The organism is Nonomuraea sp. NPDC050153 (assembly GCF_044460125.1).
Classification (GTDB): Bacteria; Actinomycetota; Actinomycetes; order Streptosporangiales; family Streptosporangiaceae; genus Nonomuraea.
The window spans coordinates 365,467-391,125 of the sequence record NZ_JBITJQ010000002.1; the positions used below are offsets into that span (position 1 = coordinate 365,467).

22 protein-coding genes are annotated in these 25,659 nt (G+C 70.6%); 10 read left to right on the plus strand and 12 right to left on the minus strand.

Annotated features, from left to right (window positions below):
* Positions 1–89: 89 nt before the first annotated feature.
* Positions 90–1,193, minus strand: coding sequence for an RNA polymerase sigma factor RpoD (gene rpoD, locus ACIBQ1_RS05930; protein WP_364748160.1), 1,104 nt, complete (start codon positions 1,191–1,193; stop codon positions 90–92).
* A 549-nt stretch (positions 1,194–1,742) separates the two neighbouring features.
* A complete protein-coding gene (gene dnaG / locus ACIBQ1_RS05935; RefSeq protein WP_397274859.1) occupies positions 1,743–3,584 on the minus strand; it encodes a DNA primase in 1,842 nt (613 codons plus the stop codon).
* A gap of 169 nt (positions 3,585–3,753) precedes the next feature.
* Here dnaG and ACIBQ1_RS05940 point away from each other — a divergent pair, with 169 nt between their 5' ends.
* On the plus strand, positions 3,754–4,635 hold the full coding sequence (locus ACIBQ1_RS05940; protein WP_397274860.1) for a M23 family metallopeptidase: 882 nt from the start codon (positions 3,754–3,756) through the stop codon (positions 4,633–4,635).
* Here ACIBQ1_RS05940 and ACIBQ1_RS05945 read toward each other — a convergent pair.
* Both ACIBQ1_RS05945 and ACIBQ1_RS05950 read right to left on the minus strand, forming a co-directional pair.
* Positions 4,601–5,758, minus strand: a complete 1,158-nt coding sequence (locus ACIBQ1_RS05945; RefSeq protein ID WP_397274861.1) for an NAD(P)/FAD-dependent oxidoreductase — start codon at positions 5,756–5,758, stop codon at positions 4,601–4,603. The two genes, ACIBQ1_RS05940 and ACIBQ1_RS05945, sit on opposite strands and share 35 nt — an antisense overlap.
* A gap of 66 nt (positions 5,759–5,824) precedes the next feature.
* A complete protein-coding gene (locus ACIBQ1_RS05950; protein ID WP_397274862.1) occupies positions 5,825–7,045 on the minus strand; it encodes a deoxyguanosinetriphosphate triphosphohydrolase in 1,221 nt (406 codons plus the stop codon).
* A gap of 80 nt (positions 7,046–7,125) precedes the next feature.
* Here ACIBQ1_RS05950 and ACIBQ1_RS05955 point away from each other — a divergent pair, with 80 nt between their 5' ends.
* Together ACIBQ1_RS05955 and ACIBQ1_RS05960 are read left to right on the plus strand one after the other, a co-directional pair.
* On the plus strand, positions 7,126–8,646 hold the full coding sequence (locus tag ACIBQ1_RS05955; protein ID WP_397274863.1) for a M48 family metallopeptidase: 1,521 nt from the start codon (positions 7,126–7,128) through the stop codon (positions 8,644–8,646).
* Between the two features lie 89 nt (positions 8,647–8,735).
* On the plus strand, positions 8,736–9,179 hold the full coding sequence (locus ACIBQ1_RS05960; protein ID WP_397274864.1) for a DUF6194 family protein: 444 nt from the start codon (positions 8,736–8,738) through the stop codon (positions 9,177–9,179).
* A gap of 45 nt (positions 9,180–9,224) precedes the next feature.
* Here the strand turns inward: ACIBQ1_RS05960 and ACIBQ1_RS05965 are convergent, their stop codons facing one another.
* Both ACIBQ1_RS05965 and ACIBQ1_RS05970 read right to left on the minus strand, forming a co-directional pair.
* Complete coding sequence (locus ACIBQ1_RS05965; RefSeq protein WP_397274865.1) at positions 9,225–9,761, minus strand: GNAT family N-acetyltransferase; 537 nt, start codon at positions 9,759–9,761, stop codon at positions 9,225–9,227.
* A gap of 52 nt (positions 9,762–9,813) precedes the next feature.
* A complete protein-coding gene (locus ACIBQ1_RS05970) occupies positions 9,814–10,719 on the minus strand; it encodes a protein-L-isoaspartate O-methyltransferase (RefSeq protein WP_397274866.1) in 906 nt (301 codons plus the stop codon).
* A gap of 246 nt (positions 10,720–10,965) precedes the next feature.
* Here ACIBQ1_RS05970 and ACIBQ1_RS05975 point away from each other — a divergent pair, with 246 nt between their 5' ends.
* Both ACIBQ1_RS05975 and ACIBQ1_RS05980 read left to right on the plus strand, forming a co-directional pair.
* Positions 10,966–12,783: a serine/threonine-protein kinase gene (locus tag ACIBQ1_RS05975; RefSeq protein ID WP_397274867.1), complete on the plus strand. Its 1,818-nt coding sequence runs from the start codon at positions 10,966–10,968 to the stop codon at positions 12,781–12,783.
* A 79-nt stretch (positions 12,784–12,862) separates the two neighbouring features.
* Positions 12,863–13,636, plus strand: a complete 774-nt coding sequence (locus ACIBQ1_RS05980) for an FHA domain-containing protein (RefSeq protein ID WP_397274868.1) — start codon at positions 12,863–12,865, stop codon at positions 13,634–13,636.
* An 88-nt stretch (positions 13,637–13,724) separates the two neighbouring features.
* Here the strand turns inward: ACIBQ1_RS05980 and ACIBQ1_RS05985 are convergent, their stop codons facing one another.
* Positions 13,725–14,300: a TetR/AcrR family transcriptional regulator gene (locus ACIBQ1_RS05985; protein ID WP_397274869.1), complete on the minus strand. Its 576-nt coding sequence runs from the start codon at positions 14,298–14,300 to the stop codon at positions 13,725–13,727.
* A gap of 63 nt (positions 14,301–14,363) precedes the next feature.
* Between ACIBQ1_RS05985 and ACIBQ1_RS05990 the strand changes: the two genes are divergently transcribed.
* Positions 14,364–15,407: an FAD-dependent monooxygenase gene (locus ACIBQ1_RS05990; RefSeq protein ID WP_397274870.1), complete on the plus strand. Its 1,044-nt coding sequence runs from the start codon at positions 14,364–14,366 to the stop codon at positions 15,405–15,407.
* A 147-nt stretch (positions 15,408–15,554) separates the two neighbouring features.
* On the opposite strand, the gene ACIBQ1_RS05995 is transcribed toward ACIBQ1_RS05990, so the two are convergent.
* Positions 15,555–16,304 (minus strand): HD domain-containing protein, encoded by a 750-nt coding sequence (locus tag ACIBQ1_RS05995; protein WP_397274871.1) that lies wholly within the window; start codon positions 16,302–16,304, stop codon positions 15,555–15,557.
* Positions 16,301–17,314, minus strand: a complete 1,014-nt coding sequence (locus tag ACIBQ1_RS06000) for a GlxA family transcriptional regulator (protein ID WP_397274872.1) — start codon at positions 17,312–17,314, stop codon at positions 16,301–16,303. The genes ACIBQ1_RS05995 and ACIBQ1_RS06000 overlap by 4 nt, the downstream gene beginning before the upstream one ends.
* A 237-nt stretch (positions 17,315–17,551) precedes the next feature.
* Between ACIBQ1_RS06000 and ACIBQ1_RS06005 the strand changes: the two genes are divergently transcribed.
* From ACIBQ1_RS06005 to ACIBQ1_RS06015, 3 genes are all read left to right on the plus strand, one after another.
* Positions 17,552–18,343: an arginase family protein gene (locus ACIBQ1_RS06005; RefSeq protein ID WP_397274873.1), complete on the plus strand. Its 792-nt coding sequence runs from the start codon at positions 17,552–17,554 to the stop codon at positions 18,341–18,343.
* A 281-nt stretch (positions 18,344–18,624) separates the two neighbouring features.
* Entirely contained in the window at positions 18,625–18,990 is a 366-nt protein-coding gene (locus tag ACIBQ1_RS06010; RefSeq protein ID WP_397274874.1) for a type II toxin-antitoxin system RelE/ParE family toxin, read from the plus strand.
* Entirely contained in the window at positions 18,990–19,298 is a 309-nt protein-coding gene (locus ACIBQ1_RS06015; RefSeq protein ID WP_397274875.1) for a helix-turn-helix domain-containing protein, read from the plus strand. Before ACIBQ1_RS06010 ends, ACIBQ1_RS06015 begins: the two co-directional genes overlap by 1 nt.
* 287 nt (positions 19,299–19,585) lie before the next feature.
* Here the strand turns inward: ACIBQ1_RS06015 and ppdK are convergent, their stop codons facing one another.
* Positions 19,586–22,219 (minus strand): pyruvate, phosphate dikinase, encoded by a 2,634-nt coding sequence (ppdK, locus tag ACIBQ1_RS06020; protein WP_397274876.1) that lies wholly within the window; start codon positions 22,217–22,219, stop codon positions 19,586–19,588.
* Positions 22,220–22,447: 228 nt separating this feature from the next.
* Between ppdK and ACIBQ1_RS06025 the strand changes: the two genes are divergently transcribed.
* The gene (locus ACIBQ1_RS06025) at positions 22,448–23,827 is read left to right on the plus strand and encodes a cytochrome bc complex cytochrome b subunit (protein ID WP_397274877.1); all 1,380 of its coding nucleotides are present in this window, start codon (positions 22,448–22,450) and stop codon (positions 23,825–23,827) included.
* On the opposite strand, the gene ACIBQ1_RS06030 is transcribed toward ACIBQ1_RS06025, so the two are convergent.
* Together ACIBQ1_RS06030 and ACIBQ1_RS06035 are read right to left on the minus strand one after the other, a co-directional pair.
* Entirely contained in the window at positions 23,824–24,990 is a 1,167-nt protein-coding gene (locus tag ACIBQ1_RS06030) for an ATP-binding protein (protein WP_397274878.1), read from the minus strand. The genes ACIBQ1_RS06025 and ACIBQ1_RS06030 overlap by 4 nt on opposite strands.
* Positions 24,987–25,652, minus strand: a complete 666-nt coding sequence (locus ACIBQ1_RS06035; RefSeq protein WP_397274879.1) for a response regulator transcription factor — start codon at positions 25,650–25,652, stop codon at positions 24,987–24,989. The genes ACIBQ1_RS06030 and ACIBQ1_RS06035 overlap by 4 nt, the downstream gene beginning before the upstream one ends.
* Positions 25,653–25,659 lie beyond the last annotated feature (7 nt).

The following is a 25,659-nucleotide window of genomic DNA, read 5'->3' on the forward strand; positions in this document are numbered from 1 at the left end:
GGCGTGCTGCGGTCGCGCTGCGTGCGTGCTGGGGATATGGAAGGGCCCGGGCGGTGAGCCCGGGCCCGTTTCCTTGGGATCCCTCCGGATCAGTCCAGATAGTCCCTCAGCATCTGAGCCCGCGTCGGGTGGCGGAGCTTGGCCAGGGTCTTCGACTCGATCTGCCGGATGCGCTCCCGCGTGACCCCGAACTCCCTGCCCACCTCCTCCAGCGTGCGCGGATGGCCGTCGGCCAGGCCGAAGCGGAGCTGGATGATGCGCTGCTCGCGGTCGGACAGCGTGGCCAGGATGTCGTCGAGCTGGTCCTGCAGCATGATGAAGGCAGCGGCCTCCATGGGCACGACCGCGTCGGCGTCCTCGATGAAGTCTCCGAGGTCGGAGTCCTCCTCACCGATCGGCGACTGCAGCGACACGGGCTCCTGGGCGATGCGCTGGATCTCCACCACGCGATCGACAGGGAGGTCCATCTCCTTGGCGATCTCCTCGGGAATCGGCTCGCGGCCGAGGTCCTGGTGGAGCTGGCGCTGCACGCGCACGAGCTTGTTGATGGTCTCCACCATGTGCACGGGGATGCGGATCGTCCGCGCCTGGTCGGCAATGGCTCTGGTGATCGCCTGCCTGATCCACCAGGTGGCGTAGGTGGAGAACTTGTAGCCCTTCGTATAGTCGAACTTCTCGACCGCCCGGATGAGCCCGAGGTTGCCCTCCTGGATCAGGTCCAGGAACAACATGCCGCGGCCCACGTACCGTTTGGCGATCGACACCACGAGCCTGAGGTTGGCCTCGATGAGCCGCTGCTTGGCCCGGGTGCCCTGCCAGACGAGCTCCCTGAACTCCGGGAAGGCCAGGCGCGAGACCCCGCTGCCCAGCTTGTCCTCGGCGAACAGACCGGCTTCGATCGACTTTGCGAGCTCCACCTCCTCCTCTGCCGTCAGCAAAGGCACGCGGCCGATCTCCCGTAGGTAAATACGGACCAGATCGCTGGTCGGCGCCCGCTTGCCAACGTCTTCCTCATCGGCGCGGGTGGACTCCTCGTCGCCCTGGGGCTCAAGGACCTCCACGCCGTTCTCGGCGAGCATGCGCACGACGCGTTCCAGCGCGTCGGACGGCAACTCGGATCGGTCAAGCGCGGCTGCGACGTCATCGACGGTTACGCTTCCGCGCTCCCTTCCCTTCGCGACGAGGTCCGCCACCTGATCTACCGATGGCGGTCCGCTTGGCAGCACCGATGCACCCACGGGAGACAGTCTGCAGTATTGGTTCCATCAAATGGCAGACCCATTTTTGTCACCGAAGGTAAGACGATCGTGCTTACCGAATTGAGATCGTTTTTTGGTTTAGCCGGAGTTTGATCAGGAAAGTAAAGTCAATTACGCGGTGTGGATTCCCGGCGCCCGGCAACACCCCCCGGCCGGACGCAACTTTTTCGCTGCCTGGATGTCGTTGTCCATCCACTTTGTCGCGTGTTGGACCGCGCCAGGTTCCCTGGTCAACCGCTCTGGTATCCCGCTTGTCATCGCGGCCGAACTGTTATCAACCGCCCGCGTGATGCACCCGCTTCACAGGGGTTCGGCAGACCCGCGCCCCCTGCCCAGGCAATGCCCTCGGCTGAGCGCACCCCTGCCCAGGCGACGCCGCCCAAGTGCGCCGCAGACGCGGGCGACACCACCGGTCGGGCCCGACACAGGCGTGGGCAACGCAGGATGGGCGGCGCGGGATGGGCGGCGTCGTCGGTCCGGGGGTCAGCTGCCGGCGGCGCGGTCGCGGAGGACGCGGCGTTGTTGTTCGAGCGCGACCAACTCCCCGAACAGCTTGTTGTACGCCTGCTGCTCCTCCACCGGATTGAGCCGCTGCATCCGCGACTTCGCCTGCGCGATCGCCCGGTCGACCGCGATGGCCTCGATGGCCGCCAGCATGGCGCCGGCGTAGCGTTCCTCGGCGTGGGCGTCCGCCTGGATGGCCTCCACCGCGAAGCGGGTCACCAGGGCCCGTGCCCCGTCCTCGTGCGCGTGCTCCAGCAGCCGGTCGACCCACTCGCGCCCGCCGAAGGCGCCGGCGGCCACGCCGCCGGCGGCGACGATGACCTTGTGCAGGGTCACGTGATCGGGAGCCGTGAAGGCCTGCGGGTCGAGCGCGTCGAAGCGGGGCCCGAGCAGCGCGGGGCGCTGCACGGCGAGCTTGAGCAGCTCCCCCTCCACCCGCACGCCCGGGTCGACGGGCGCCGCCTGGGGCGCGCGGCGCGGGCGGCCCTGCTGCGCCCCGCCCACCTCGGCGATGCGCTGCATCACGAACCGCTCGTCCATGAACCCCAGCCACCGGTCGAGGTCGATGGCGTACCGCTTGCGCAGCCCGACGTCCTTGATCCCGGCCACGATCGGCGCGGCGGCGTCCAGTGCGGCGATCTTGCCTTCGTTGCTGCGCAGGTCGTAGCGGGAGATCGTGCTCCTGATCGCGAACTGGAAGAGCGGCTCGCGGCTCGCGATGAGGTCGCGCACGGCCGCGTCGCCCTGCTTGACCCGCAGGTCGCACGGGTCGAGCCCGTCGGGCTGCACCGCGACGTAGGTCTGGGTGACGAACTTCTGCTCGTCGGCGAACGCCCTCAGCGCCGCCTTCTGCCCGGCCGCGTCGCCGTCGAAGGTGAAGATCACCTCGCCCCGGAACTCGGCCTGGTCGAGCAGGAATCTGCGCAGGATCTTGATGTGCTCCTCGCCGAACGACGTGCCGCACGTGGCCACCGCCGTCGGAACTCCGGCCAGGTGGCAGGCCATCACGTCGGTATAGCCTTCGACGATCACGGCCTGGGAGCGCTTGGAGATCTCCCGTTTGGCGAGATCAATCCCATAAAGCACCTGGCTCTTCTTGTAAAGCGGCGAGTCAGGCGTATTCAGATATTTCGGGCCATCGTCGGAATCGAGCAACTTCCGTGCCCCGAATCCGATCACATCGCCCGTGGCGTCCCTGATAGGCCAGATCAGCCGCCCCCTGAAGCGGTCGATGGGCCCCCGCCGCCCCTCCTTGGCCAGCCCGCCCTTGACGATCTCCTCGGCGGTGAACCCGCGCCCCAGCAGATGCCGCGTCAGCGCCTCCCATTCGGCCGGCGCGTAGCCCACCCCGAACAGCTCGGCGTCGGCCCGCTCGAAGCCCCGCTCCGACAGGAACCGCCGCCCGGGCGCCGCGTCGGGCGCGAACAGCTTCTCCGCGTAGAACTCCGCCGCCGCCTTGTGCGCCTCGATCAGCCGGGCCCGCTCGCCGTGGTCGCGCCGGGGGACGTAGCCGCCCTGCTCGTACTGCAGCTGGATCCCGGCCCGCTGCGCCAGCCGCTCGACCGCCTCGCCGAACGACAGATGCTCGATCTTCTCGACGAACGTGATCACGTCGCCGCCTTCTGAGCAGCCGAAGCAGAAATACATCCCGCGCTCGGGGGTGACGTTGAACGACGGGCTCTTCTCGTCGTGGAAGGGGCACAGGCCCTTGAGGTTGCCGCCCCCGGCGTTGCGCAACTGGATGTGTTCGCCGATCACGTCGGCGATGGGTGAACGCTCGCGTACGAGCGCGATGTCGACATCACGGATCCGGCCAGCCACGCCGGTGAGTCTATTCCGCCCCACCGACGGTTCCGCCCCCTCCGGGTGCGGTACGGGATAGGCGGGCATTACCTGTCGGTTGCGAAAGGGGGAAACAGGCTCTGTAGGAGCTCCCGGTCGGCTACAAAGGTAAAGGTTGTCGGTGGAAACGGTGACACAGGTGGAGATCATGCGATCGGGGCATCTCGGACGATGGGCGGCCGTCACGGCCGCCCTGTTGCTGACCGGCGCCTGCTCCCAGGCCACCGGCCTGGCGGGGGTCAACGCGACGTCGCCGTCCGCCCCGCCGGTCACGAGCCCCCCGGCCGCCACGCCGCCCGGCGAATCGGCGGAGCCGGAGGCCGAGCACCAGGCGGCCGAGCAGCCGCCCAAGGGCGACGACCCGGTGAAGGTGCCGCCGCCGAAGCTGTCGAAGTACGAGTACACCTTCCCGGTCAAGGGCTGCAAGACGACCTACCAGCGCAAACTCCTCGTGCTGCCCAAGACGACGGTCTGGGCCGCGCAGGGGTGCGCGTTCGTGGCGCCGATCGGCGGCGTCGTGGACGAGGTGAACATCCAGAACAAGTGGCGCCCGACCACCGACGTCGGGGCCGACCGCGAGGGCAGGTTCGTCACGATCATCGGCGACGACGGCGTGCGTTACCTCGGCGGCCACCTCGACACGATCGCCGACGGCGTCAAGCCGGGCGCCCGGGTCAAGGCGGGCCAGTTGCTCGGGCGGGTGGGCCGGACGGGCAACGCCCGCGACACCGGGTCCAACCTCTACTTCGCGATCTCGTGGAAGACGGGCCCGGCCTTCTGGTGGGTTCGCAGGGGCATGGTCGAGCCGTGGGACTATCTCGACGCCTGGCAGACGGGCAACCGCACGTACTCGCCCAGGGAGAAGGCGCTGGCGCTGCGGGGCAAGCTGGGCGAGACGCCGGCCTGCGCCGTGCAGTGCGCGTCGAGGAAGGTCCCGCAGGCCGGCAAGACCCAGGGCCCGAAGCCGAAGCGCACCAACGACGGCGTGGTCGCCGTCACCCCGTCGATAGCTCCTTTTGGTCAACAATGACGCGTGATCTGATGAGCTCCTGGATCTCGTCCACGACGTCCCAGACGTTGACGTTCATGCCGGCGATCACGCGGCCCTCGCGCAGCCAGTACACGACGAACTCCAGGCTCTCGGGCTCGCCTCGGTAGACGATCTCGTCGTAGCCCTCGATGTCGCCGGAGAACTCCATGCCCAGCTCGTACTGGTCGGTGTAGAAGTACGGGATCCGGTCGTAGACCACGTCCTGGCCGAGCATGGACCGGGCGGCGGCGGGGCCGCCGTGCAGTGCGTTGGCCCAGTGCTCGACGCGCAGGCGGCGCCCGTACAGGGGGTGGAAGGGCTCGGCCGCGTCGCCGGCGGCGAACACGTCGGGGTGCGAGGTGCGCAGCGCGGCGTCGGTGAGGATGCCCTGGCCGACGTCGAGCCCGGCGTCGCGGGCGAGCCCGACCTCGGGCGCGGCGCCGATGCCGACGATGACGAAGTCGGCGGCGAGCCGCTCGCCCGAGCTGAGCCGCACGCCCGTCTCGGTGATCTCGGCGGCCGCGGTGCCGAAGCGCAGGTCCACGCCCTTGCCGGCGTGCAGGCGGGCGAACAGGTCGCCGAGCTCGTGGCCCAGCGACCGGTTGAGCGCGGTGGGCTCGGGCTCGACGACGGTGACCTCGCAGCCCGCCGCGCGGGCCGCCGCCGCGGTCTCCAGCCCGATCCAGGACGCGCCGACGATGAGCACGCTCCCAGCGCTCGCCAGGCGCTCCTTGAGCGCCTCGCTGTCCTTGACGGTACGCAGGTAGTACGCGGGCCCCGGCAGGCGCCTCGGCGTGGCACCGGTGGCGATGAGCAGCTTGTCGTACGGTTGACGCGACCCGTCTCCGAGCCTGACCAGATGGTTGTCGAGTTCGACGCGCGTCACGGGCGTGCCGAGCCGCAGATCGACGGCGTTGTCCGCGTACCACTCCGGGCCGTGGACGAAGATCTTCTCCCGTTCGCTCCTGCCCTGGAGGTAGTCCTTGGACAGGGGCGGTCGCTCGTAGGGCCGTTCGTTCTCCGCGCCGATCAGCACGATCTCGCCGTCGAAGCCTTCCTCGCGCAACGTCTCCGCGGCCTTGGCTCCCGCGAGTCCGGCACCGACGATCACATATGTGGCCATGGGCGCAGTATCCGCCTGCGGAGGTCATGGGGAAAGCCAGGTGCATCAGCCGATGGAGAAACTTGGTCAGCGGGAGAGCCTGCGGTGCCACGCCACCGCGGAGGTGTCGGTGAGCGAGGCGATCTGGTCGATCACCACGCGGACGCGGGCGGCGTCGCCGGAGGCGTTCAGGTACGCGGGCCGGAAGGCGGGCTCCAGCGTGCCCGGCGCGCCCAGCGTGATCATCGAGGCCAGCTCGGTGATCAGCTCGCGCTGCCTGGCCTGGTTGGCGTTGTGGTCCCTGGTGGCCATGACGTAGTGGGCGGTGACGCCCTTGAGCAGCGCGCACTCCAGGCGGGTGGCGTGCGGCACGACGAGGTCGGCGCGGTGGCGGGAGCCGTACACCTCCTTGGTGGCGGCCTGGGCCGAGCGGCAGAAACGGCCGATGAGGCCGCTCGTGAGAGCTTTGAGCCCGGCCAGGTCGGCGAGCGTGGCCTCGAAGCGGCGCGGCCAGAGCGGGTCGGTGATCAGCCTGGCGAAGATCTCCTCCAGCTCGTTGAGGTCGGCTTTCGGGGCGTACCAGGTGCGGGTGGTCTCGCACACCAGGGTGCGCTCGATGGGCGACCGCAGCGCCTCGGGGGTGACGTGGCCGGAGTGGAGCGCGTCCTCGAGGTCGTGCACGGAGTAGGCGACGTCGTCGGCCCAGTCCATGATCTGCGCCTCGAAGCTCACCCGCCCTTCCGGCGCGCCCTCCCTGATCCACCGGAACACCGGCAGGTCATCTTCATAGACGCCGAATTTCGCGGACTTCTCGCAGGTCCACGGATATTTGATGGAGGCGTCGAGCGCCGCCCGCGTCAGGTTGAGCCCGGCGCTGCGGCCGTCCTCGGTGAGGACCTTGGCCTCCAGCCTGGTGAGCAGGCGCAGGCTCTGCGCGTTGCCCTCGAATCCGCCGCACGAGGCCGACAGCGCGTTGAGCGCCATCTCCCCGTTGTGGCCGAACGGCGGGTGCCCCAGGTCGTGCGCCAGGCAGGCGGTCTCCACCAGGTCGGGATCGACGCCGAGGGTGGCACCCATCTCCCTGCCGACCTGACCGCATTCGAGGGAGTGGGTGAGCCTCGTGCGCGGGATGTGCTGGCCACCGCCGAGGGACTCGGCAGGGCCCACGACCTGCGTCTTCGCGGCCAGCCTGCGCAGGGCGGCACTGTGCAGCACGCGAGCGCGGTCACGCTCGAACGCGGAGCGTTCCGGATTGCCGGGAGGTTCCGGAATCCAGCGCTCCTGGTCGTGGTCATCGTAGTACGGCATCGCTTTGGTGATTTTATCCAGTTTCCCGTCTCCGCTAAGGTCGAGCCTCGCGAGAACCCCTTCCCCGGGAGCCCTCCCCCATGACGACAGCGTTCCGAGCAGTGCTGGCCTTCATCCTGCTCGCCGGCTTCTACGTTCTGATCGGCCTCTTCCTGGTGGCCGCCATATTCTTCGACGTCCTGCTCCTCGTGGACTTCCACGTCAACGCCCTCAAGGCCGCGATCGTCCTCACCCTGGTGGCCGGCGCGCTCGTACGGGCCCTGTTCGTGGTGAGCCGCCGCCAGGGCGGCGAGCAGCCGGGCGTGCCGATCGGGCGCGAGCACGAGCCCATGCTGTGGCAGACGGTCGAGGACCTCGCCCAGCGCGTGCGCACCGCGCCACCGGACGAGATCCGGCTGGTGGCGGAGGTGAACGCGGCCGTCTCGGAGGATACGCGCTGGCTGGGGATGAAGGCGACGCGGCGGCGGATGTTCATCGGGCTGCCGCTGCTGCAGACGCTGACGGTGGACGAGATGCGCGCGGTGCTGGGGCACGAGCTGGGCCACTACAGCGGCGCGCACACGCGGCTGGGCGCCCCGGTCTACCGGGGGCGGGTCTCCCTCATCGCCACCGTCCAGGGGCTGCGCAACCACCCGTTCGTCCAGCGCCTGTTCACCTGGTACGCCAAGCTCTACCTGCGGATCTCGCAGGCCGTCTCGCGCAGGCAGGAGCTGGAGGCCGACCAGTTCGCGGTCGCGATCGGCGGGCGGCAGGCCATGGCGGGGGCGCTGCGCAAGATCCAGACCACCGCGACCGGCTGGGACCTGTACGTCGCCAACTACCTGTCGCTCACCGGCGCGGGCGGCACCCGGCCGGCCTCGGTGTTCGGGGGCTTCCACGAGCTCATGAGCGACGCCGACCGGCAGGCCGAGATCGCCAAGCTGGGCGAGGAGCCGGAGGAGGTCTCGCCCTACGACTCCCATCCGAGCCTGGCCGAGCGCCTGGCCGCCATCGAGCACCTGCCGGAGCCGCCGCACGTGCCCGACCCCCGGTCCGCCCTGACGCTGCTGCGCGACGCGAACGTGGCGGTGCAGGCCGTCGAGCAGGCCATGTGGACGCCGGACGCGCTGACCGGGCTGCGGCCGGTCCCGTGGGAGGAGCTGGTGGCGCACGGCATGTACGCGGGCCGCAACGCCGACGCCCTCCACGACCTCGCGGTCGCCGGCCAGCGGGTCATGGGGGCCGCGCGGCCGTACCTGGACGCCGCCTTCGAGGCGATCGCCCGCGGCCGGCAGGCGGAGCTGGAGGCCGTCCTGCGCGAGCAGGGCTGGAACGCGTCGGAGACCCTGCTCTCCGGGGTGCTGGGGCAGGCGCTGGAGGCGGTGCTGATCCAGCTCGGCGAGGCCAAGTGGACGCTGTCGTGGTCGGGGCCGGCGCGCCTGCTGTTCGACGACGGCGAAGAGGTGGCGCTGTCGGAGTACGCGGCCCAGGTGGCGGCCGACCCGGCGGCCGTCGCCGGGCTCCGGCGATGGCTAGGTGATCACGGCATGCGCCACGACTACGTCCCGGTCGAGGAGCCCTCCCCCGGGCACCCCGCCCAGGCCGCCACGCCTTCAAGCTGAGCACCTACGCGCTTTGAGACTTTTACGCGGCCGGAAGCCCGTTTTGCGGGAAAAGTCTCACAGGGTGGTGCAATGAAACACTTGAAGGCATGACTGAGAACGACATCATCCAGTTCGTGTCCGGTTTCCCCGGAGTCGTGACCCAGACCGTCGAGGAGAACAGCGACGCTCCCGAGGTCGCCTGGGGCGACACGTTCTTCTTCTACGACCCGGAAGGCACCCTGGAGACCCACCCCCGGCAGCCGTTCGCCACGATCGTCATCAAGGACTACCCGGGCTGGGACACCGTCTCCGACCTGAACAGGCCGGGCGTGTTCCGGCTCAACATCGCCGTCGGGCGCGCCGCGATGGAGCGGCTCATCGGCGACGACCCCGACGTCGACTACACGGCCGAGGACCGCGTCGTCCCCCACCCCAAGTACGCGACCCAGGGCTGGATCGCCATCGTCAACCCGGGCGAGCAGGCGCGTCCCCTCCTGACCGAGGCCCACGCCCGCGCCGTCACCCGGCACCGCCCCCGGAAGGCCTCCTGACCCTCGCGCCTGGCCGGGTCGCGCCCCCGGCCAGGCGCGCCTGGATCAGCGGGGTTCGTCGTCCCAGTCAGGGGGTGTCACCGTGCCGGAGAGCCAGTCGCGGCGCAGGATCGCGTAGCCGACGGCGTCGTGGACCGCGCCGTCGCGGCCCGGCCACGACTGGCGGTAGTGCGATTCCTTGGCGTACCCGCTCTTGCGGAAGACCGCCCGCATCGCGTGGTTGTCCTGGCGGGTCGTGCCCTCGATCCGGGTGATGTGCGGGAGCTCGGCGAAGAGGTAGCCGGTCAGCCAGGCGACCGCCTCGGCGCCGAGGCCCCGGCCCCGCCACTCCCGCCCTATCCGCAGGTCGAACAGGGGCGTGTCGTCGGCGAGGTCCTGCAGCCGCACCAGGCCCGCGCGCTCGCCGTCGGCGAGCACCCAGAACGTCCTGGACTCCGCGTCGTCGTAACGGCCGTCCGCGGCGCGCCTCCGCACGGCCTCGGGCTCCTGGACGCCCGCGTGGAAGGGCCATTCCTGCCCGGTGAGGAAGTCGACGAGCGCTTCGACGTCGTCGGGGGAGAATCGGGAGAACTCGATGTGCACCCGCCGCATCCTGACAAGCGGCCCCGCTCCCGGGCAACCGAATTTCGGCGCGTCAGCCGACCACCCGCTCGGGGCTGTCGAGCCAGACCCGCTGCCCGCCGGGCGTGATCGTCACGCCGAACCGCTCCGGCTCCGGCTCGCCCCAGTCCGTCCACGTCCGGCACGCGTCGCGCCGCCCGGCGAGCACGTCCCCGGCGAGTACATCCATGGCGAGGACGGCCCCCGGCGGCGAGTCGAGCCCTGCCCGCTTCATGGTCGCGAGCGGGGAGAACCCGCCGCTGGCCGTGCCGTCCGGCCCGACCACGAGCCGCAGGGCGTGCCCGTCGCCGTACGGCGTGACCACCACCCCTCCCGGCTTGGTCTGCGCGATCCAGGCGTACGGCACGGTGCGCGCGGAGTACGTCGCGAGCACCCCGTCGTACGGCGCCCGCTCGGCCCAGCCCGCCGTGCCGTCGCCCACGACCAGGTGAGGGAGGGTGCCGGCGGCGGCCAGGTTCTTGGCGGCCTGCTCGGCCACGGTGGCGTCGGCCTCGATGGAGGTCACGCTCCCCGACCGCCCGGCCAGCCGGCACAGCAGGGCCGTGGTCCACCCCGTACGCGTGCCCACCTCCAGCACCCGCTGGCCCGGAGCGGGACGCAGCAGCTCCAGCAGGTCGGCGACCGCCCAGGGGGCGGGGCAGGAGCACCCGTCGTCGGCGACGATCGGACGCCCGGCGTAGACGGCGTCCCACCAGGCCGGCGGGTCGGTCTCCCGGTCGATCAGCGCGCTGCGCCCGTCGCCTTCGAGCGACTCGCCCACCGGCGGCACGAACCAGTGGCGCGGCACCGCCCGCAGCGCCTGCTCGGTCGGACGGGTGAGGTGCGGACGGTGGGCGATGATCGCCGCGATCATCGCCTCCAGCTGCCACGCGATGTGCGGGAACATCACGCCGCCCCGTTCGCGAAAGGACGCCCGCATTCGTGCCTCCCCCACAGCTCCACCCCCACGCCTCGGGAAACGCTATCCGTGACGGTACGACTACGATCCGCACGCGGCAAGGGTTTCCGACAAAGTGGCCGCTTGGGCAGGCACACTGACAGCGGGTTCGCGCGCGAGTGAAGGAAGGCCGTCATCAAAACGCTGCGTATTTCCCCGCTCACCCAGTAAATTCGGACCCAGCGCTCCGAGCGGCGAGGTTCCGTGGACCGGTGAGGGGGGATCGCGGTGCGCCAGAGCACGGCGATCGGTGGGCGTTACCAGCTGGTCAAATGCCTGATCAGCGGCAGCGCCACCGAGGTCTGGCTGGCCCTGGACCTGAGCCTCGACCGGGATGTCGTGCTCAAACGCCTGCTGGCCGACGGCCCCGGGTCCAGCCGGTTACGCGCCGAGGCGCGCGCCCTGGCCGCGTTCAACCACCGGCATGTGGTCACCCTGCACGACACGGTGGACGACCCGGAGACGGGCACGTTCTGGCTCGTGATGGAGCACGTGCCCGGCGGGAGCCTGGACGGCCGGACCATGTCGCCGGAGCGGGCGGCGCACGTCGGCGCGCAGATCGCGGACGCGCTCACCGCCATGCACGCCGAGCACATCGTGCATCTCGACGTGAAACCTGCCAACATCGTCGAATCCGACGACGGCGTCGTGAAGCTGGCCGACTTCGGCGCCGCGTACCGGGTCGGGGGGCGCGACACGATCACGGCCAACGGCGCCATCAGCTACACCGTCGCCTACGCCGCCCCCGAGGTCATCAGGGGGCAGCCCGACCCCAGGTCCGACGTGTTCTCCCTCGGGGCCACCGTCTACACGCTGGTCGCCGGGCGTCCGCCGCGCCGGGGGGCCGGCGACGCGGAGCCGGACGCCGACATCGTCGCGTGGAAGGCCGCGCATTCGGATGCCGCGCTGACGGCGGACGTGGGGCCGCTGGACGGGCTGCTGCGGGAGATGCTGCGGCTGGACCTCCGGGAGCGGCCGGCGATCGGGGAGGTGCGGCGGCGGCTGGCGGAGCTCGCCGGAACGCCCCTGCCCGCCCCTTCGCTCCCCCGGGACCGGAGCCCACGGCGGTTCCCCGCCCGCACGCTCCTCGTGGCGGCCCTGGCCGTCGCGGCGCTGCTGATCGCGGCCGGGTCCGTCCTCAAGGAGCGCGACGCGCCGCCGCCCAGGTCCTCGGCCCCGTCCACCCCCGTGAGAGCGGCGGACCTGACGCTCGGCGACCACCGCAGCGCCGATCCCTGCGCCATGACCGACGCCGCCGCACTCGGCCGTTTCGGCAGGACCGAGGTCGACCTCGACTACGGGAACTTCGACCGGTGCGACGTCCTGGTGTCCCCTCCGGGCGGCGGAGTCGTGGACGTCATGGCGGACCTCAACCACGACCCCCCTCCCGAGCAGGCCGTGGCGGCGCGGAACGTGGGCGGGATCAAGGTGGTCGACGACCCCGCCGAGAGCGGCGAGTGCTCGCGGACGCTCGTGCTGCCCGGCGTGCACGACGTCATCGTGAAGATCCGGACGCGGTGGGAGGACGACGGGGGCAAGGCCGATCTGTGCGAGATCGCCGACGCCGCCGCCACCGTCGCGGCGCAGGCGCTCGACCATGGCCCCCTCAAGCGCCGCTCGCCGCCTCTCCCGGAGACGTCGCTGGCGCAGCGGTACGCCTGCGCGCTGCTGTCCGGGAAGTCCCTGGAGGCCGTCCCGGGCATCGACGCCACCGACCCGGACGTCGGGTTCGGCGGCTGGGACTGCGAATGGGACAGCACCACCAGCGACACCTGGGTCGACCTGAGCTACGACCGGGGCCGGCCGCCCAACGCCGAGGACGGCACGGTCACCCGGATGAACGGCTACCGCGCCTTCGTCCGGCCGGACCGGGAGGACCGGACGTGCGAGCTGGAGGTGATCTTCCGCGCGTACGCCGATCAGAACGGTCAGACGGCGGTCGAGAAGGTGCTCCTCGTGGTCGGCGGCTCGCGCCCCGTCGGCCGGCTGTGCGGGATGGCCACCGCCCTCGCCCGCTCGGCCACCGCCGAGCTGCGCGGCGTCTGACGGCACGCTCCCGGGGAGGGTCCCGGAGAGGTCGGGGGACCATATGGCTGCGTCGGACAAGCACCAAGGAGGCGAACAGATGAGCGCTCCGCACAGCCTCGCTCACGGCGTGGACCCGGCCGTCCCAGGCACGCTGCACGCCCGCACCGTCATGGGCGGCATCAGGGTCGCGCCGCGCCCGGGCCGCCACGTCCGGTTCGGCCGCGACAAGCGCCCGAACGTCGATCTGCGGGTGGGCGCGGACGACCAGTCGGTGAGCCGCCTGCACGCCGAGGTGACGTACGAGGACAGCCGGTGGTGGCTGCGCAACGTGGGCCGGCAGCTCGTCCGCCTGCCGCGCGGCCAGCTGGTGCACCGGTCCACCGACCCCATCCCGCTGGCGCCGGGCTACACCCCGCTGTTCATCAGGGGCTCGGGGTACCGCCAGCACCTGGTGGAGCTCTACGTCACGGGCTCCCTCGGCGACACGCAGGCCGACCTCCACTCCGCCGAGACCAACCCGCCGAAGATCTGGGGCCTCAGCGAGGCGGAACGCCTGCTCCTGGTGGTCCTGGGCGAGCGCTATCTGCTGTACGAGGAGTCGCCGCGGCCGTTGACGTACAACCAGGCCGAGGCCCGGCTGGCCTACCTGCGTCCCGGGGAGAAATGGCGGGCGGGCATCATCGAGGACCGAATCGAGGCCGTACGGCACCGCCTCCACGCGGCCGGCTTCCCGTACCCGCTCCGCCACGACCGCTCGGAGGGCCGCCCGTACGACAACAACCTCCTGCACAACCTCCTCAGGGGCCTGGTGGAGTCGACCACCCTCGTCCCCCCGGACCTGGACCTCCTGGAGACCGACCCCGCCCAATAGGCGCCGCGACCTTTGATCGGCCACGCCTGGCGGGCGGGCCCCCGACGCCGGCCTCCGGGTGTTCCGCCGGATCGAGCGCCGGCCGGCTTCAGTGGCGAGGGTAGGCCGAGGCGATGACGCGGCTCAGGAATCGGCCGAGGTCGTCGAGCCCGTACGAGACGAGTACGTCGGGCGGCTGGGTGAGCAGGTAGGTCAGTGCGCTGTTGACGGCCAGGGTCACCACGGCGGCGCTGTGCCGGGTCGCCGGAAGACCGGCGGCCTGCTGAGCGGCCAGGTGCAGGTCCAGGTCGGCGCGGGAGAGCCGGGCCAGAGTCCGCTGCACCTCAGGGCTCCTGGCGGCCTCGGCGTGCAGTTCGATGTAGGCCAGGACTCGGGACCGGTTGACCGTCGTCGCCCGCTCGATCATCAGGCGCAACAGCGCGAGCAACTCCTCGACTGTGTGGATCTCGGCTTGCTGAAGGTCGCTCCAGTAGCGTTCGACGCACCGCTCGGCGGTGGCCTGGAGGAGGCCGTCGCGGGTCGGGAAGTAGTTCTTGGCCGTGCCTTCCGGCAGCCCGGCGGCACGGTCCACCGCACGGTGGGTCAGGCCCCTGCCGCCCTCCCCCGCCAGCACCTCGATAGCCGCGTCACGCAACCGGTCGCGACGGTCCCTGTTCTCCACCATGGCTGCCATCCTCCCGCTTTGTACAACCACCATAGCTGTGGTACCACATATGTGGTGATTGAGATGAAAAGAGCTGTCGTCGTCGGCGCCGGAGTCGGTGGGCTGACGACCGCGATCGCACTGCGCGCGATCGGCTGGGAGGTTTCGATCTTCGAGCGGTGGCCCCGGGTCGTCGCCGAAGGCACGGCGCTGGGCATCCGCCCGGACGCCCAGGCCGCCCTGGCCACTTTGGGGCTGGGCGAGCAACTGCGCGAGCGCACCGTCCCCTATCGGCGGGCGCGGATCAGCACTCCCGACGGCAGGCGGCTGGCCGACCTGCCGCTGGAACGCATCGAACGGCGTGGAGGGGCGCCGGTTCGCATGCTGTCCCGGGTCTCGCTGATCGAGATGCTGATGCAGCACGTGGACCCGGCGACGATCAGCACGGGCGTGGAGATCACCGACCCTGCCGCGCTACGCGCCGACCATGACCTGGTGGTCGGTGCCGACGGGGTGCGCAGCGCGGTGCGCCAGGCGTTCTTCGGCGCCGCGACCCGTCCCCGCTACGCGGGCATCGTCGCGTGGCGCGGCGTGATCGAGGGCTTCGAGCCGCAGGACTACGGCGAGACCTGGGGACGCGGGCAGATGTTCGGGATGACGCCGCAGGCTCCGGGGGTGACCAACTGGTACGCGCCCGTGCGCACCCCGGAAGGGGTCCGCGAGAGTCTCGACGACCTGCGCGCACGCTTCGCCGATTGGCACGATCCCATCCCGCGCGTGCTCGCGTCCGCCGAGGAGGGTGCCGTACTGCGGCACGAGGTCCACGACCTGGCGCCGCCACTGGCGTCCTACGTCACGGAGAACGTGGCCCTGATAGGAGACGCGGCCCACGCGATGACCCCTGCGCTGGGGCAGGGCGCTTGTCAGGCACTGCTCGACGCGGTCGAGCTCGCCGAATGCCTGCGCACGCACCCTGGCGACGTGGCCAGGGCGCTGCTCTCCTATGACGCGCGGCGGCGCCCGGCCGCCCAGCGGATGGTCACCGCCTCCAGCTGGATGACCCGCCTGGCCGGAGCCGGTCGCCTGGCCGGGCCGCGCAACGCTCTCATGCGGCTGCTGCCCGTCTAGCCGGATCGGGGCCCGTGGCCGGCGCCGGCTGTCCGCCGTCGGCCGGGCTGCGGTTCGTCACCGCACCGCAGCAGGCCACGAGCCCCTACTGCGGCGGCCACGGTCAACGGAATCCCCTGCCTTGGGGGGCAGGGGATGCCTGGGCCTTCAGTCGTTCCAGCCGCCGGCGTCGAGGAAGTCCTGCCAGGTGATATAGGGCGCCTCGGGATGCCGCTGGTGCAGGATCTCGCCCGGCAGGGTCATGGGCGGCGCCTTGCGCGGATCGGCCAGGCCCTGCGCGACGATGGCGTCGGTAAGAGCACGGGCGCCGCCGTGGCGCGGATGGACGGCGTGTACGCGATCGGCGTACCCGGCGGGCAGGTCGCCGGGGCCGCCGGTCAGGTCGATGCCGATGCCGGTGTGCGCGATCGCGATCTCCGGCGGGCGGCGGCGGGCGAACACCGGGGAATCGTGCAGCCCGTAGGAGGTGTGCAGGGCGATGCCGTCCCAGACGGTGTCGACGCGGGCGTCGGTGATGCCGTGCTGCTCCAGGAACCGGGCGGCGTAGTCGGCGCCGTCGACCTCGAAGCGCCTGCCGGTGTCGGCGCGGGTGGTCAGCCCCATGTCGTGCAGCACGCAGATGAGGAACATGACCTCGGCGTCGTAGTCGCGGCCCGGCAGGCGTCCGGTCTGGGCGGCGGCCGCCCGGGCGAACAGGAAGCCGCGCAGGCTGTGGTTGCGCAGGTACGGCTGCTGGGCGTCCGTCACCAGTTGCCGGGCCGCCTTGGCGACGCGGGTGGCGGGAAAGGACAGGTCGGCGGGCCCGCTCTCGGCGGCGGCGGGTGTGCCGATCGCCAGGGCCGCCGCCCCGGCCAGGCCGGCTCCCAGCACCGTGCGGCGGTCGGGGGATGAGCTCATGCGGTCTCCTTCGGGGTCATCGGGGTCATCGGGGTCGTCGGGGTCGTCGGGGTCGTCGGGGTCGTCGGGAGATGGGAAGTGCGAAAGCGCCGGCGGTAGGCGGTCGGCGTGATGCGCAGGACCTTCAGGAACGTCCTGCGCATCGTTTCGTCGGATCCGAGACCGCACCTGCGGGCGATCGAGGCCACTCCGTCGGCCGTGGTCTCCAGGAGGGCCTGGGCGGCCTCCACCCGGATCTGCTCCACGTACTGGCCGGGGGTGAGCCCGATCTCACGGCGGAACAACCGGGTCAGATGGCGCTCGCTGACCGTGACCCGGGCCGCCATCGCGGCCAGGGTGTGCTCCGCCGCCGGCTCGGCGGTGATCGCGTCCAGGAGGCGGCGCAGCGCCGGGTGGCGGACCGTGGGGACCGCCCCGCGCACGCTGAACTGCGACTGGCCGCCCGGCCGCTGCAGGAACACGACCATGTACTTGGCCACCGCACGCGCGAGGTCCGGCCCGTGATCCTCCTCGACGAGGGCCAGCGCCAGATCGATCCCGGCGGTGACGCCCGCCGAGGTCACGACCGGCCCGTCCCGGACGAAGATGGCGTCCGGCTCCACGGTGACCCGCGGGAACCGGGACTCCAGTTCGGCGCAGGCGGCCCAGTGCGTGGTGGCCCGCCGCCCGTCGAGCAGCCCGGCCTCCGCCAGCAGGAGCGCGCCCGTGCACACCGACGCCACCCGGTGCGCGCGACCTCCGAGGTCACGCAGCACGTTCAGGAACGCCTCGCCGGGGCGGTCGCCGTCGAGCGGCGCGTACCCCGGCACCAGCAGCGTGCCGATCGGCCCGTCGAGCTCGCCCAGCGCCAGGTCCGCTCCCAGCGGCACACCGACATCCGTGCGCACCGGCCGCCCGTCGACGGACGCGTGCCGGATGCGGTAACCACCGGAGCCGTGCAGCATCTGCACCGGCCCCGCCACGTCCAGCAACACCACGCCGTCATAGAGCGCCACCACCAGATCCTTCACGGTGTCAACCCTGGCGGCCCCGACGAGATGTCCACAAGGACGGCTACCCCACAGATCCGGCCATGCGGCCCTTGGCCCGCCTTGGGGCGTGCTCCTGGGGCCGGCGAGCCGGCCTCGTGGATCCGTTCCGGCAACGCCGGTGACCGACCGTCGCTCGCCAGGATGGCGCCCCGGCCGGTGTCGGCCGACATGGAAATGATCTGGACCTTGGATTCCGGCGCCTCGTATCGTCGCCGCATGACGACTGTGCTCTCCGTACCGCAATGGCAAGGCTCGGCGTCCAGCAGCGCGCCACGGCTGACGGCCGGTGCCCACCGCGCCGCCGCGCTCGTTCCGGCCGACGCGGTGGTGACCGTGCCGGTGCTTGAGACCGGCGGCGACAAGTCCGCCGGGATTCGCGCCTACGACGTCCTCGTGGAGAACCAGCGGCTGACGAGGAAGGCGCTGGCCGGCATCGACGACCGGGTGATCACCGTCGGCGGCGACTGCGCGGTCGACATCCCGCCGATCGCCGCCGCCCACGCCTGCTATGGGGACGCGTTGACCGTGCTGTGGATCGACGCGCACCCGGACGTCTACAGCCCGCAGACCCTGCCGTCGGGCGCCTTTCACGGGATGGTGGTGCGCGCGCTGCTCGGAGACGCCCCGACCGGCCTCACGCCGGAGCAGCCGCTGAGGCCGCAGCAGGTGATCATCGCAGGGGAGCGGGCGGGCGACGTGTCCGAGCACGAGTACCTCGCGAAGACCGGCCTGCGCAGGTACGGCGTCGACGACCTGGAGCGCGCGCTCGACGGGCTGCGCGGCCCCGTGTACGTCCACATCGACCTGGACGTCCTGGAGCCCACCGCCTTCGGCTCGACCTGCTACCCGGAGCCGAACGGCGTGCAACCGCAGCGACTGATCGACCTCGTCTCCCGGGTGGACGACATCGTCGGCGCCGCCATCACCGAACACGCACCGGCCGGCGACGACGCCGATCCGGCCGAGGCCGAGGTGATCCGCCTGCTGGGCACCGCGCTGACGCGCTGACGATCGGCATCGGCGATCTTGAGGTGCCGTCAGGCCGCGTGGACGTCCCCCTGCTTGGGCATGAGGTCGCCGAGACCGCCCTGGTCTCGACACCCAATTCGGCAGCGGCGCACCGGCCCGTCGTGACGTTGTACTGAGCGCGCCTCCGGTTCCGAGCGAAGCCGCAAGTCCCATCCATCATGCGCCCGAGCATCAGCGGGATAAGTAGGGCATTCCGCGAACCACATCCAGCGCAACGCGCACACTCGTTACCGTTAGTAACGAACAAGGAAGGATGGGTAATGCGAGGGCTATATGACTTCGAACTTGAACCTGAGGTACAGCAATGGCTCGGCAGGCTCAGTGATAGCGACTTCAAGAGAGTCGATGAGGTCGCGGGCATGTTGGCGGAGAAGGGCCTCGAGCTCGGCGGACCGTGGTCGGATCATTTGGAGGGACAGGTATGGGAACTGCGGCTACGGCTTCGTGACATCGCTGCTCGGGTAACGTACTGGTGTACTACGAACAGGACAATCGTGCTGCTCACGGTTTTCTGCAAGGCCAGGCAGCATGATCAAAGGCAGATCGACCGAGCAGTCCGAGCGCAGAAGCTCTGCGAGCGGGATCATTGGGGTCCGGTGACCCAGACCTTTGAAAGGCACGTGTGATGTCCGGCTACCACACTCGCTGGGTCCGCCCTTCTGAGCAGGCGGAAGATCCCGAGCGTATCGCCATCCGCGAGGCGTTGGCCTTCGGTAAGGCGCTTTACGATCGTCGCGTCGCACTCGGCCTGAGCGTGGCAGAGGTGGCCAGTCAGGCGAGGATGACCGAGGACGAGATCGAGTGCATCGAGGAAGGCGGGACGACACCGACCATCGCGCTGCTACGCCGCTTGGCCGCCGCCCTGGACGCCGACGTCCGGCTCACCTCCGGCCATGATGTCGGATCGGTCTCGTTCGAAGCTCACGCTGCTTAGCAGCGCCTTCCGACCGCCGCTCGTATTCACCCGGCTGGCGTCGCCCCCAGCGCCTACCTACTCAAGCCCTCCCCTCCTGCCCTGTTCTTGGTGACTTTTCCCGCCGCTTTGCCTTTTGAGTATTGGCTTCATGGCCCACGGCAGGCCACCTCGCCCAGGGCTCGGGGCGAAGCCGCGAGCCCCATCAGCACGCCCGAGTGTCAGCGAGGACCGCTCAGGGCGGGCTCCAGCGGGCCCACCCGGTAACCAGGTAACGGGTGGGTGCCGGCGGGCGGAGCGAGCGAGGGTCAGCGGGTGTCGGAGTCCGAGTCGGCCAGGGCGGCGCGGCCTGCTTCCAGGCGGGCCACCGGGATGCGGAACGGCGAGCAGGAGACGTAGTCCAGGCCCACGTCGTGGCAGAAGTGGACGGAGTCGGGGTCGCCCCCGTGTTCGCCGCAGATGCCCAGGTGCAGGTCCGGGCGGGTCGAGCGGCCCTCCTCGACCGCGATCTTGATCAGGCGCCCGACGCCCTCCCGGTCCAGGGTCTCGAACGGGGAGACGCCGAAGATGCCCTGGTCGAGGTAGCGGGAGAAGAACGCCGCCTCCACGTCGTCCCGCGAGAAGCCCCACGTCATCTGGGTCAGGTCGTTGGTGCCGAAGGAGAAGAACTCCGCCGCCTCCGCGATCTGGGCCGCGGTCAGGGCCGCTCTGGGGACCTCGATCATGGTGCCGATCAGGGCCTCCACGCCGGACTCCGCGAGGATCTTCGCCGCCTCCTCACGTACCGACTCCAGCTCCTGTACGGCCGCCACCAGCGGGATCATGATCTCCGGCCGCGCGCCCGGCACCTCCTTCGCCGCCTGGGCGATGGCCCGCACCTGCATGGCGAACAGACCCGGGATCACCAGGCCGAGGCGGACGCCGCGCAGGCCGAGCATCGGGTTCTGCTCGTGGAGGCGCTTCACCGCCGCCAGGAGCTTGCGGTCCTTGTCCGTGGCCCCGTCCGTGGCGACCTTGACGGACAGGTCCACGATGTCGGGGAGGAACTCGTGGAGCGGCGGGTCGATCAAACGAATTGTGACGGGATGTCCGTCCATAGCCCGAAATATCTCGGTGAAGTCGGCCTTCTGCAGCGGCTCCAGCGCGTCCAAGGCCGCCTGGCGCTCCTCGTCCGTCGACGCCAGCACCAGGTCCTCCACGAGTTGCCTGCGCTCGCCCAGGAACATGTGCTCCGTCCGGCACAGCCCGATCCCCTGCCCGCCGAACCGGCGGGACCGCGCCGCGTCCTCCGGCGTGTCCGCGTTCGCCCGCACCCCCAGCCGCCGGGCCGAGTCCGCGTGGCGCATGATCCGGTCCACGGCCTTGACCAGCTCGTCCTCCGGCTCGGCGCCCTCGAAGTACTCGACCACGGCCGAGTCCACGACCGGCACCTCGCCCAGGTAGACCTCACCGGACATCCCGTCGATCGAGATGACGTCGCCCTCCGACACCACCACCCCGCCGGGCGCGGTGAAGCGGCGCTCGCGGGTGGAGACCTCCAGTTCCTCGGCCCCGCACACGCAGGTCTTGCCCATCCCCCTGGCCACCACGGCGGCGTGGGAGGTCTTGCCGCCCCGGCTGGTCAGGATGCCTCTGGCGGCGATCATGCCGGCCAGGTCGTCGGGGTTGGTCTCGCGGCGGACGAGGATGACGTCCTCGCCCTGCGCCGACAGCTCCACCGCCCGCTCGGAGGAGAAGACGGCCTTGCCCACGGCCGCGCCTGGCGAGGCGTTCATGCCCTTGGCGATCTTCGTCTTGGCCGCGCCGCCGTCGAAACGGGGGAACATGAGCTGCGCCAGCTGGTCGCCGTTGACGCGGGTGACGGCCTCATCGATCGTGATCAGGCCCTGGTCCACGAGCTGGGTGGCGATGCAGAACGCGGCCGCCGCCGTGCGCTTGCCGACCCGCGTCTGCAGCATCCACAGCTTGCCGCGCTCGATGGTGAACTCGATGTCGCACAGGTCCCGGTAGTGGTTCTCGAGGGTCTCCATGATCCCGAGCAGCTCGTCGTACGAGCGCTTGTCGATGCGCTCGAGTTCCTCCAGCGGGATCGTGTTGCGGATGCCGGCCACCACGTCCTCGCCCTGGGCGTTCTGCAGGTAGTCGCCGTAGATGCCCTGCCTGCCGGTGCCGGGGTCGCGGGTGAAGGCGACGCCGGTGCCGGAGTCGTTGCCGACGTTGCCGAAGACCATGGCCACGATGTTCACGGCGGTGCCGAGGTCGGCGGGGATGCGCTCCTGGCGGCGGTAGAGGATGGCCCGGGGAGCGTTCCAGGAGTCGAAGACCGCCATGACGGCCAGGCGCATCTGCTCGCGCGGGTCGGTGGGGAAGTCCTTGCCGGTCTGCTCGCGGACGACGCCCTTGAACGTCTCCACGAGCCCCTGCAGCTCGCCCGCGTCGAGGTCGGTGTCCTGGCGCCTGCCCTTGAGGGCGTCGAGCGCGTGCTCGAACAGGTCACCGTCGATCCCGAGCACCGTCTTGCCGAACATCTGGATGAGCCGGCGGTAGGAGTCCCACGCGAAGCGGTCGTTGCCGCCCGCCTGCTTGGCCAGGCCGTGGACCGACTCGTCGTTGAGCCCGATGTTGAGGACGGTCTCCATCATGCCCGGCATGGAGAACTTCGCCCCCGAGCGCACGCTCACGAGCAGCGGGTCGTTGGCCTGCCCGAGCCGCCGGCCCATCTGCTTCTCGAGCGCGTCCAGGTGCTCGGCGACCTCCTGCTCAAGGCCGTCCGGCACGGCGCCCGCCGCCAGGTAGTGACGGCAGGCGTCAGTGGTGATCGTGAATCCAGGGGGAACGGGGAGCCCGAGGTTGGTCATTTCGGCAAGGTTCGCGCCCTTGCCCCCAAGAAGATCCTTGAGATTCCTGTTGCCCTCGGTGAAGTCGTAAACGTACTTGGCCACCACACGCTCCAATCAACGCCTCTGCCCGGACTCTACCGGCGAAATTGATGATGAAACTGCACTCCTCGTACAAGTCATCATTTGTGCAGGTCAAAGCCCCATGACAGGTCTAATCCAATTAAAGTTCTAGAAGGCACAAATTGGCTTAGACCAATTGGTTTACACCAATTCTTGAGAAAGGTGGCGGACGGGTGCAGAATCGGATCACACCCCCATCAGGAGGCCCTCATGGCCACTCCTACCAAGCCCAGGCGGCGTGCCCGGGTCATCGCGGGATCCGCGAAAACGGCCGTCGATTCGGCGATCTACCTTGACGATCGGCTGCCCTTCGCCCGCTGGTTCCGCCCTCAGCTGCGCAAGCTGTTCCCGAGCCACTGGTCGTTCCTGCTGGGCGAGCTGGCGCTCTACTCGTTCGCGCTGCTGGTGCTGACGGGCACGTTCCTCACGCTGTTCTACAAGCCCAACCCCGACGTGGCCTTCGCCTCGGCGGTGGAGCTCAGCCTGGACGTGCGGGGCGGACTGCTGATGCGGCAGCTCCACCACTGGTCGGCGACGGTGTTCGTGCTGGCGATCGTGGCCCACCTGTGCCGGGTCTTCTTCACCGGCGCGTTCCGGCGGCCGCGCGAGCTGACGTGGATGCTCGGGGTGGTGCTGTTCGGGCTGGTGCTGTTCGAGTCGTTCCTGGGCGTCTCGCTGCCCGGCGACCAGCTCGCGATGGCGGGGCTGCGGCAGGCGCAGGGGCTGCTGCTGTCGATCCCGCTGGTGGGCACGTACCTGTCGGCGTTCGCCTTCGACGGCGAGTTCCCCGGGCAGGTCCTTCCCCGGATCTTCGTCACCCACGTGCTGCTGGTGCCGGGGATCCTGATGGCGGTGGTGCCGCTGCACGCGCTGATCCTCACCTGGCGCCAGAAGCACACCGAGCGAAGCGGTCGCGACCATGAACACGCGCGAAGGAGGACGGCGGCCGCCGAAGGGACGGTCACCGGCGGGCCGTTCTTCCCCTACTTCGCGGTCAAGAACGGCGCGACGGCGTTGTTCACGATGGGGGCCATCGCGGCGCTGGCCACGTTCGTGCGGGTCAACCCGGTGTGGGAGCACGGCGCGTACAGCGCGGGCGGCCACGTCCCGTCGGCGCAGCCGTTCTGGTACTACGGGGTGCTGGACGGCGCGCAGCGGCTCGTCCCGCCGTGGGAGATCACGATCGGCGGGTACGTCCTGCAGCCCGGGCTCTGGATCCCGCCGCTGATCCTGACGGTCTTCTTCGGGATCCTGCTGCTCTACCCGTTCCTCGAACGGCGTTTCACCGGTGACGGCGACTACCACCACCTGCTCGACCGGCCGTCGCAGGCCCCGGTCCGCACGGCGCTGGGCGTCGCAGTCCTCGCGTTCTTCACCGTGTTGTGGGCGGGCACGTGGGTGTCGGAGGCGGCGCCGCCGATGCACTCCGCGCCCGGCTTCCCCGAGCCGCCCCCGGCCCCGGCCGCGCTGCTCACGGTGCCGCACGACACCTACGCGATGGTCGTGATCGGGCTGCGGGTGGCCGTGTTCGTGGTGCCGGTGCTGGCGTTCCTGGTCACAAGGGCGGTCTGCCGCAGGCGTTCCGCCTAGAGGGGATTGTGCTGGGGCGGCGCGCCGGGCACGCCGTCTCGCGGCGGCAGCCAGAGCACGAACGTGGCCCCCTCCCCCAGCCGCGAGAACACCGCCACCCGCCCTCCGTGCGACTCCACGATCTGGCGGACGATGGCCAGGCCGAGGCCGGTGTGGCGGTCGCGGCGGCTGGACTCGCCGCGCCAGAACCGGTCGAACACCCGCGCCTGGTCGGCCGCCTCGATCCCGGGGCCGTCGTCGCGGACCGCGACCCACAGCCAGCCCTCCGACCTGCCCGCCGCGACCCGGATCGCCCCGCCGGGCGGCGAGAGGCGCACGGCGTTGGACAGCAGGTTCGCCACGGCGCGGCGCAGCGCGTCGGCGTCGCCGGTCGCCTCCAGCCCGGAGCCCAGATCACGGCTGATCGTCAGGTCGCGCGCGGCGGCCGGGGTCGCGTACTCCTCGCACGCCTCCCGCACCACCCTGGCCAGGTCGAGGTCGGCGTCGGCGAACGCGCCGCCCTGCCGCCTGGCGCTGGCCAGCAGGTCCTCGACGAGCCTGGTCATGCGGGTGGTGGCGCGGTCCACGACGGCCACGGCCCTGGACCGCTCGTCGTCGCTGGCCTCGGGGGCGGCCAGCACGGCGTCCACGTTCGCCCGGATGATCGTCAGCGGGCTGCGCAGCTCGTGGGAGGCGTCGTCGATGAGCTGACGCTGCGCCCTGAACGCCTCCTCCAGCCGGTCCAGCATGGTGTCGATCGTGTCGGCCAGGTCCTTGAGCTCGTCACGCGGCCCGTTCAGCTTGATGCGCCGTTTGAGGTCGGTGGCCTGGATCTCCTCCGTCGTACGCGTGATCGACCTGACCGGCCGCAGCACGCGGCCCGCCAGCACCCAGCCGATGCCCAGGCTGGCGACGTAGAGGCCGGCCAGCGTGATCAGCGAGTAGTCGCGCAGCGTGGCCATCGTCCTGACGTTGACCGCGTTCTCGACCTCCTCGACGAAGACCACCTCGCGCTTGCCGAGGTAGGTGGTGCCGCTGTAGGTCTTGGCGAACTCCGTCGTGATCGGGCGCTGGTCGGTGGTCTTGGAGACGGCGTAGTAGGTGCCCCCGAGCACCAGCGCGGCCAGCACGAAGAGCAGGCCCGAGTAGAGCACCGTGAGCCGGAAGCGGATGGTGTGGATCATGCCGGTTCCTTGAGCCGGTAGCCCCGGCTGATCACGGTCTCGATCAGGCCCTCCTCCTGCAGCTTGCGGCGCAGGTTGCCGACCGTGACGCGGACGGTGCTGGTGAACGGGTCGGTGTGCTCGTCCCAGACGTGCTCCAGCAGCTCCTCGGAGGAGACCACGTGACCGGGGCGGCGCATGAGGTAGTGCAGCACCCCGTACTCCTTGGGAGTGAGCGCCAGGGACCTGCCGTGCAGCGACACCTCCAGCCTGGCGGTGTCGATCCGCAGCCCGCCCACCTCCAGCACGGACGTGCCGGCGCCGGAGTCCCTGCGCAGCAGCGCCCGCACCCGCGCCAGCAGCTCGGGGAACGCGAACGGCTTGACCAGGTAGTCGTCGGCCCCCTCGTCGAGCCCGCGCACCCGGTCGTCCAGCCGGTCGCGGGCGGTCACCATGATGATCCGCACGCCCTGCCCGGCCGCGCGCACGCTGCGGCACAGCTGGAAGCCGTCCCCGCCGGGCAGATTGAGGTCGAGCAGGACCAGGTCGTACTCGTTGACCTGCAACTTCTCGTGCGCGGAAGGCGCGTCGTAGGCGACGTCCACCGCGTATCCCGCACGGACGAGGCCGACGCGCAACGCGTCGACCAGGTCCTCCTCGTCCTCCACCACAAGCAGCCGCATGTCTCGC

Coding starts and splice junctions, on each gene's coding strand:
- ACIBQ1_RS05960 (WP_397274864.1), top strand. CDS start 8,736: ATGACTGAGAACGACATCATCCAGTTCGTGTCCGGTTTCCCCGGAGTC.
- ACIBQ1_RS06005 (WP_397274873.1), top strand. CDS start 17,552: ATGACGACTGTGCTCTCCGTACCGCAATGGCAAGGCTCGGCGTCCAGC.
- ACIBQ1_RS05940 (WP_397274860.1), top strand. CDS start 3,754: ATGCGATCGGGGCATCTCGGACGATGGGCGGCCGTCACGGCCGCCCTG.
- ACIBQ1_RS05980 (WP_397274868.1), top strand. CDS start 12,863: ATGAGCGCTCCGCACAGCCTCGCTCACGGCGTGGACCCGGCCGTCCCA.
- ACIBQ1_RS05970 (WP_397274866.1), bottom strand. CDS start 10,719: ATGCGGGCGTCCTTTCGCGAACGGGGCGGCGTGATGTTCCCGCACATC.
- ACIBQ1_RS06025 (WP_397274877.1), top strand. CDS start 22,448: ATGGCCACTCCTACCAAGCCCAGGCGGCGTGCCCGGGTCATCGCGGGA.
- ACIBQ1_RS05955 (WP_397274863.1), top strand. CDS start 7,126: ATGACGACAGCGTTCCGAGCAGTGCTGGCCTTCATCCTGCTCGCCGGC.
- ACIBQ1_RS06035 (WP_397274879.1), bottom strand. CDS start 25,652: ATGCGGCTGCTTGTGGTGGAGGACGAGGAGGACCTGGTCGACGCGTTG.
- ACIBQ1_RS06015 (WP_397274875.1), top strand. CDS start 18,990: ATGTCCGGCTACCACACTCGCTGGGTCCGCCCTTCTGAGCAGGCGGAA.
- ACIBQ1_RS05985 (WP_397274869.1), bottom strand. CDS start 14,300: ATGGTGGAGAACAGGGACCGTCGCGACCGGTTGCGTGACGCGGCTATC.
- ACIBQ1_RS06010 (WP_397274874.1), top strand. CDS start 18,625: ATGCGAGGGCTATATGACTTCGAACTTGAACCTGAGGTACAGCAATGG.
- ACIBQ1_RS05950 (WP_397274862.1), bottom strand. CDS start 7,045: ATGCCGTACTACGATGACCACGACCAGGAGCGCTGGATTCCGGAACCT.
- ACIBQ1_RS05990 (WP_397274870.1), top strand. CDS start 14,364: ATGAAAAGAGCTGTCGTCGTCGGCGCCGGAGTCGGTGGGCTGACGACC.
- ACIBQ1_RS05995 (WP_397274871.1), bottom strand. CDS start 16,304: ATGAGCTCATCCCCCGACCGCCGCACGGTGCTGGGAGCCGGCCTGGCC.
- ACIBQ1_RS06030 (WP_397274878.1), bottom strand. CDS start 24,990: ATGATCCACACCATCCGCTTCCGGCTCACGGTGCTCTACTCGGGCCTG.
- ACIBQ1_RS05945 (WP_397274861.1), bottom strand. CDS start 5,758: ATGGCCACATATGTGATCGTCGGTGCCGGACTCGCGGGAGCCAAGGCC.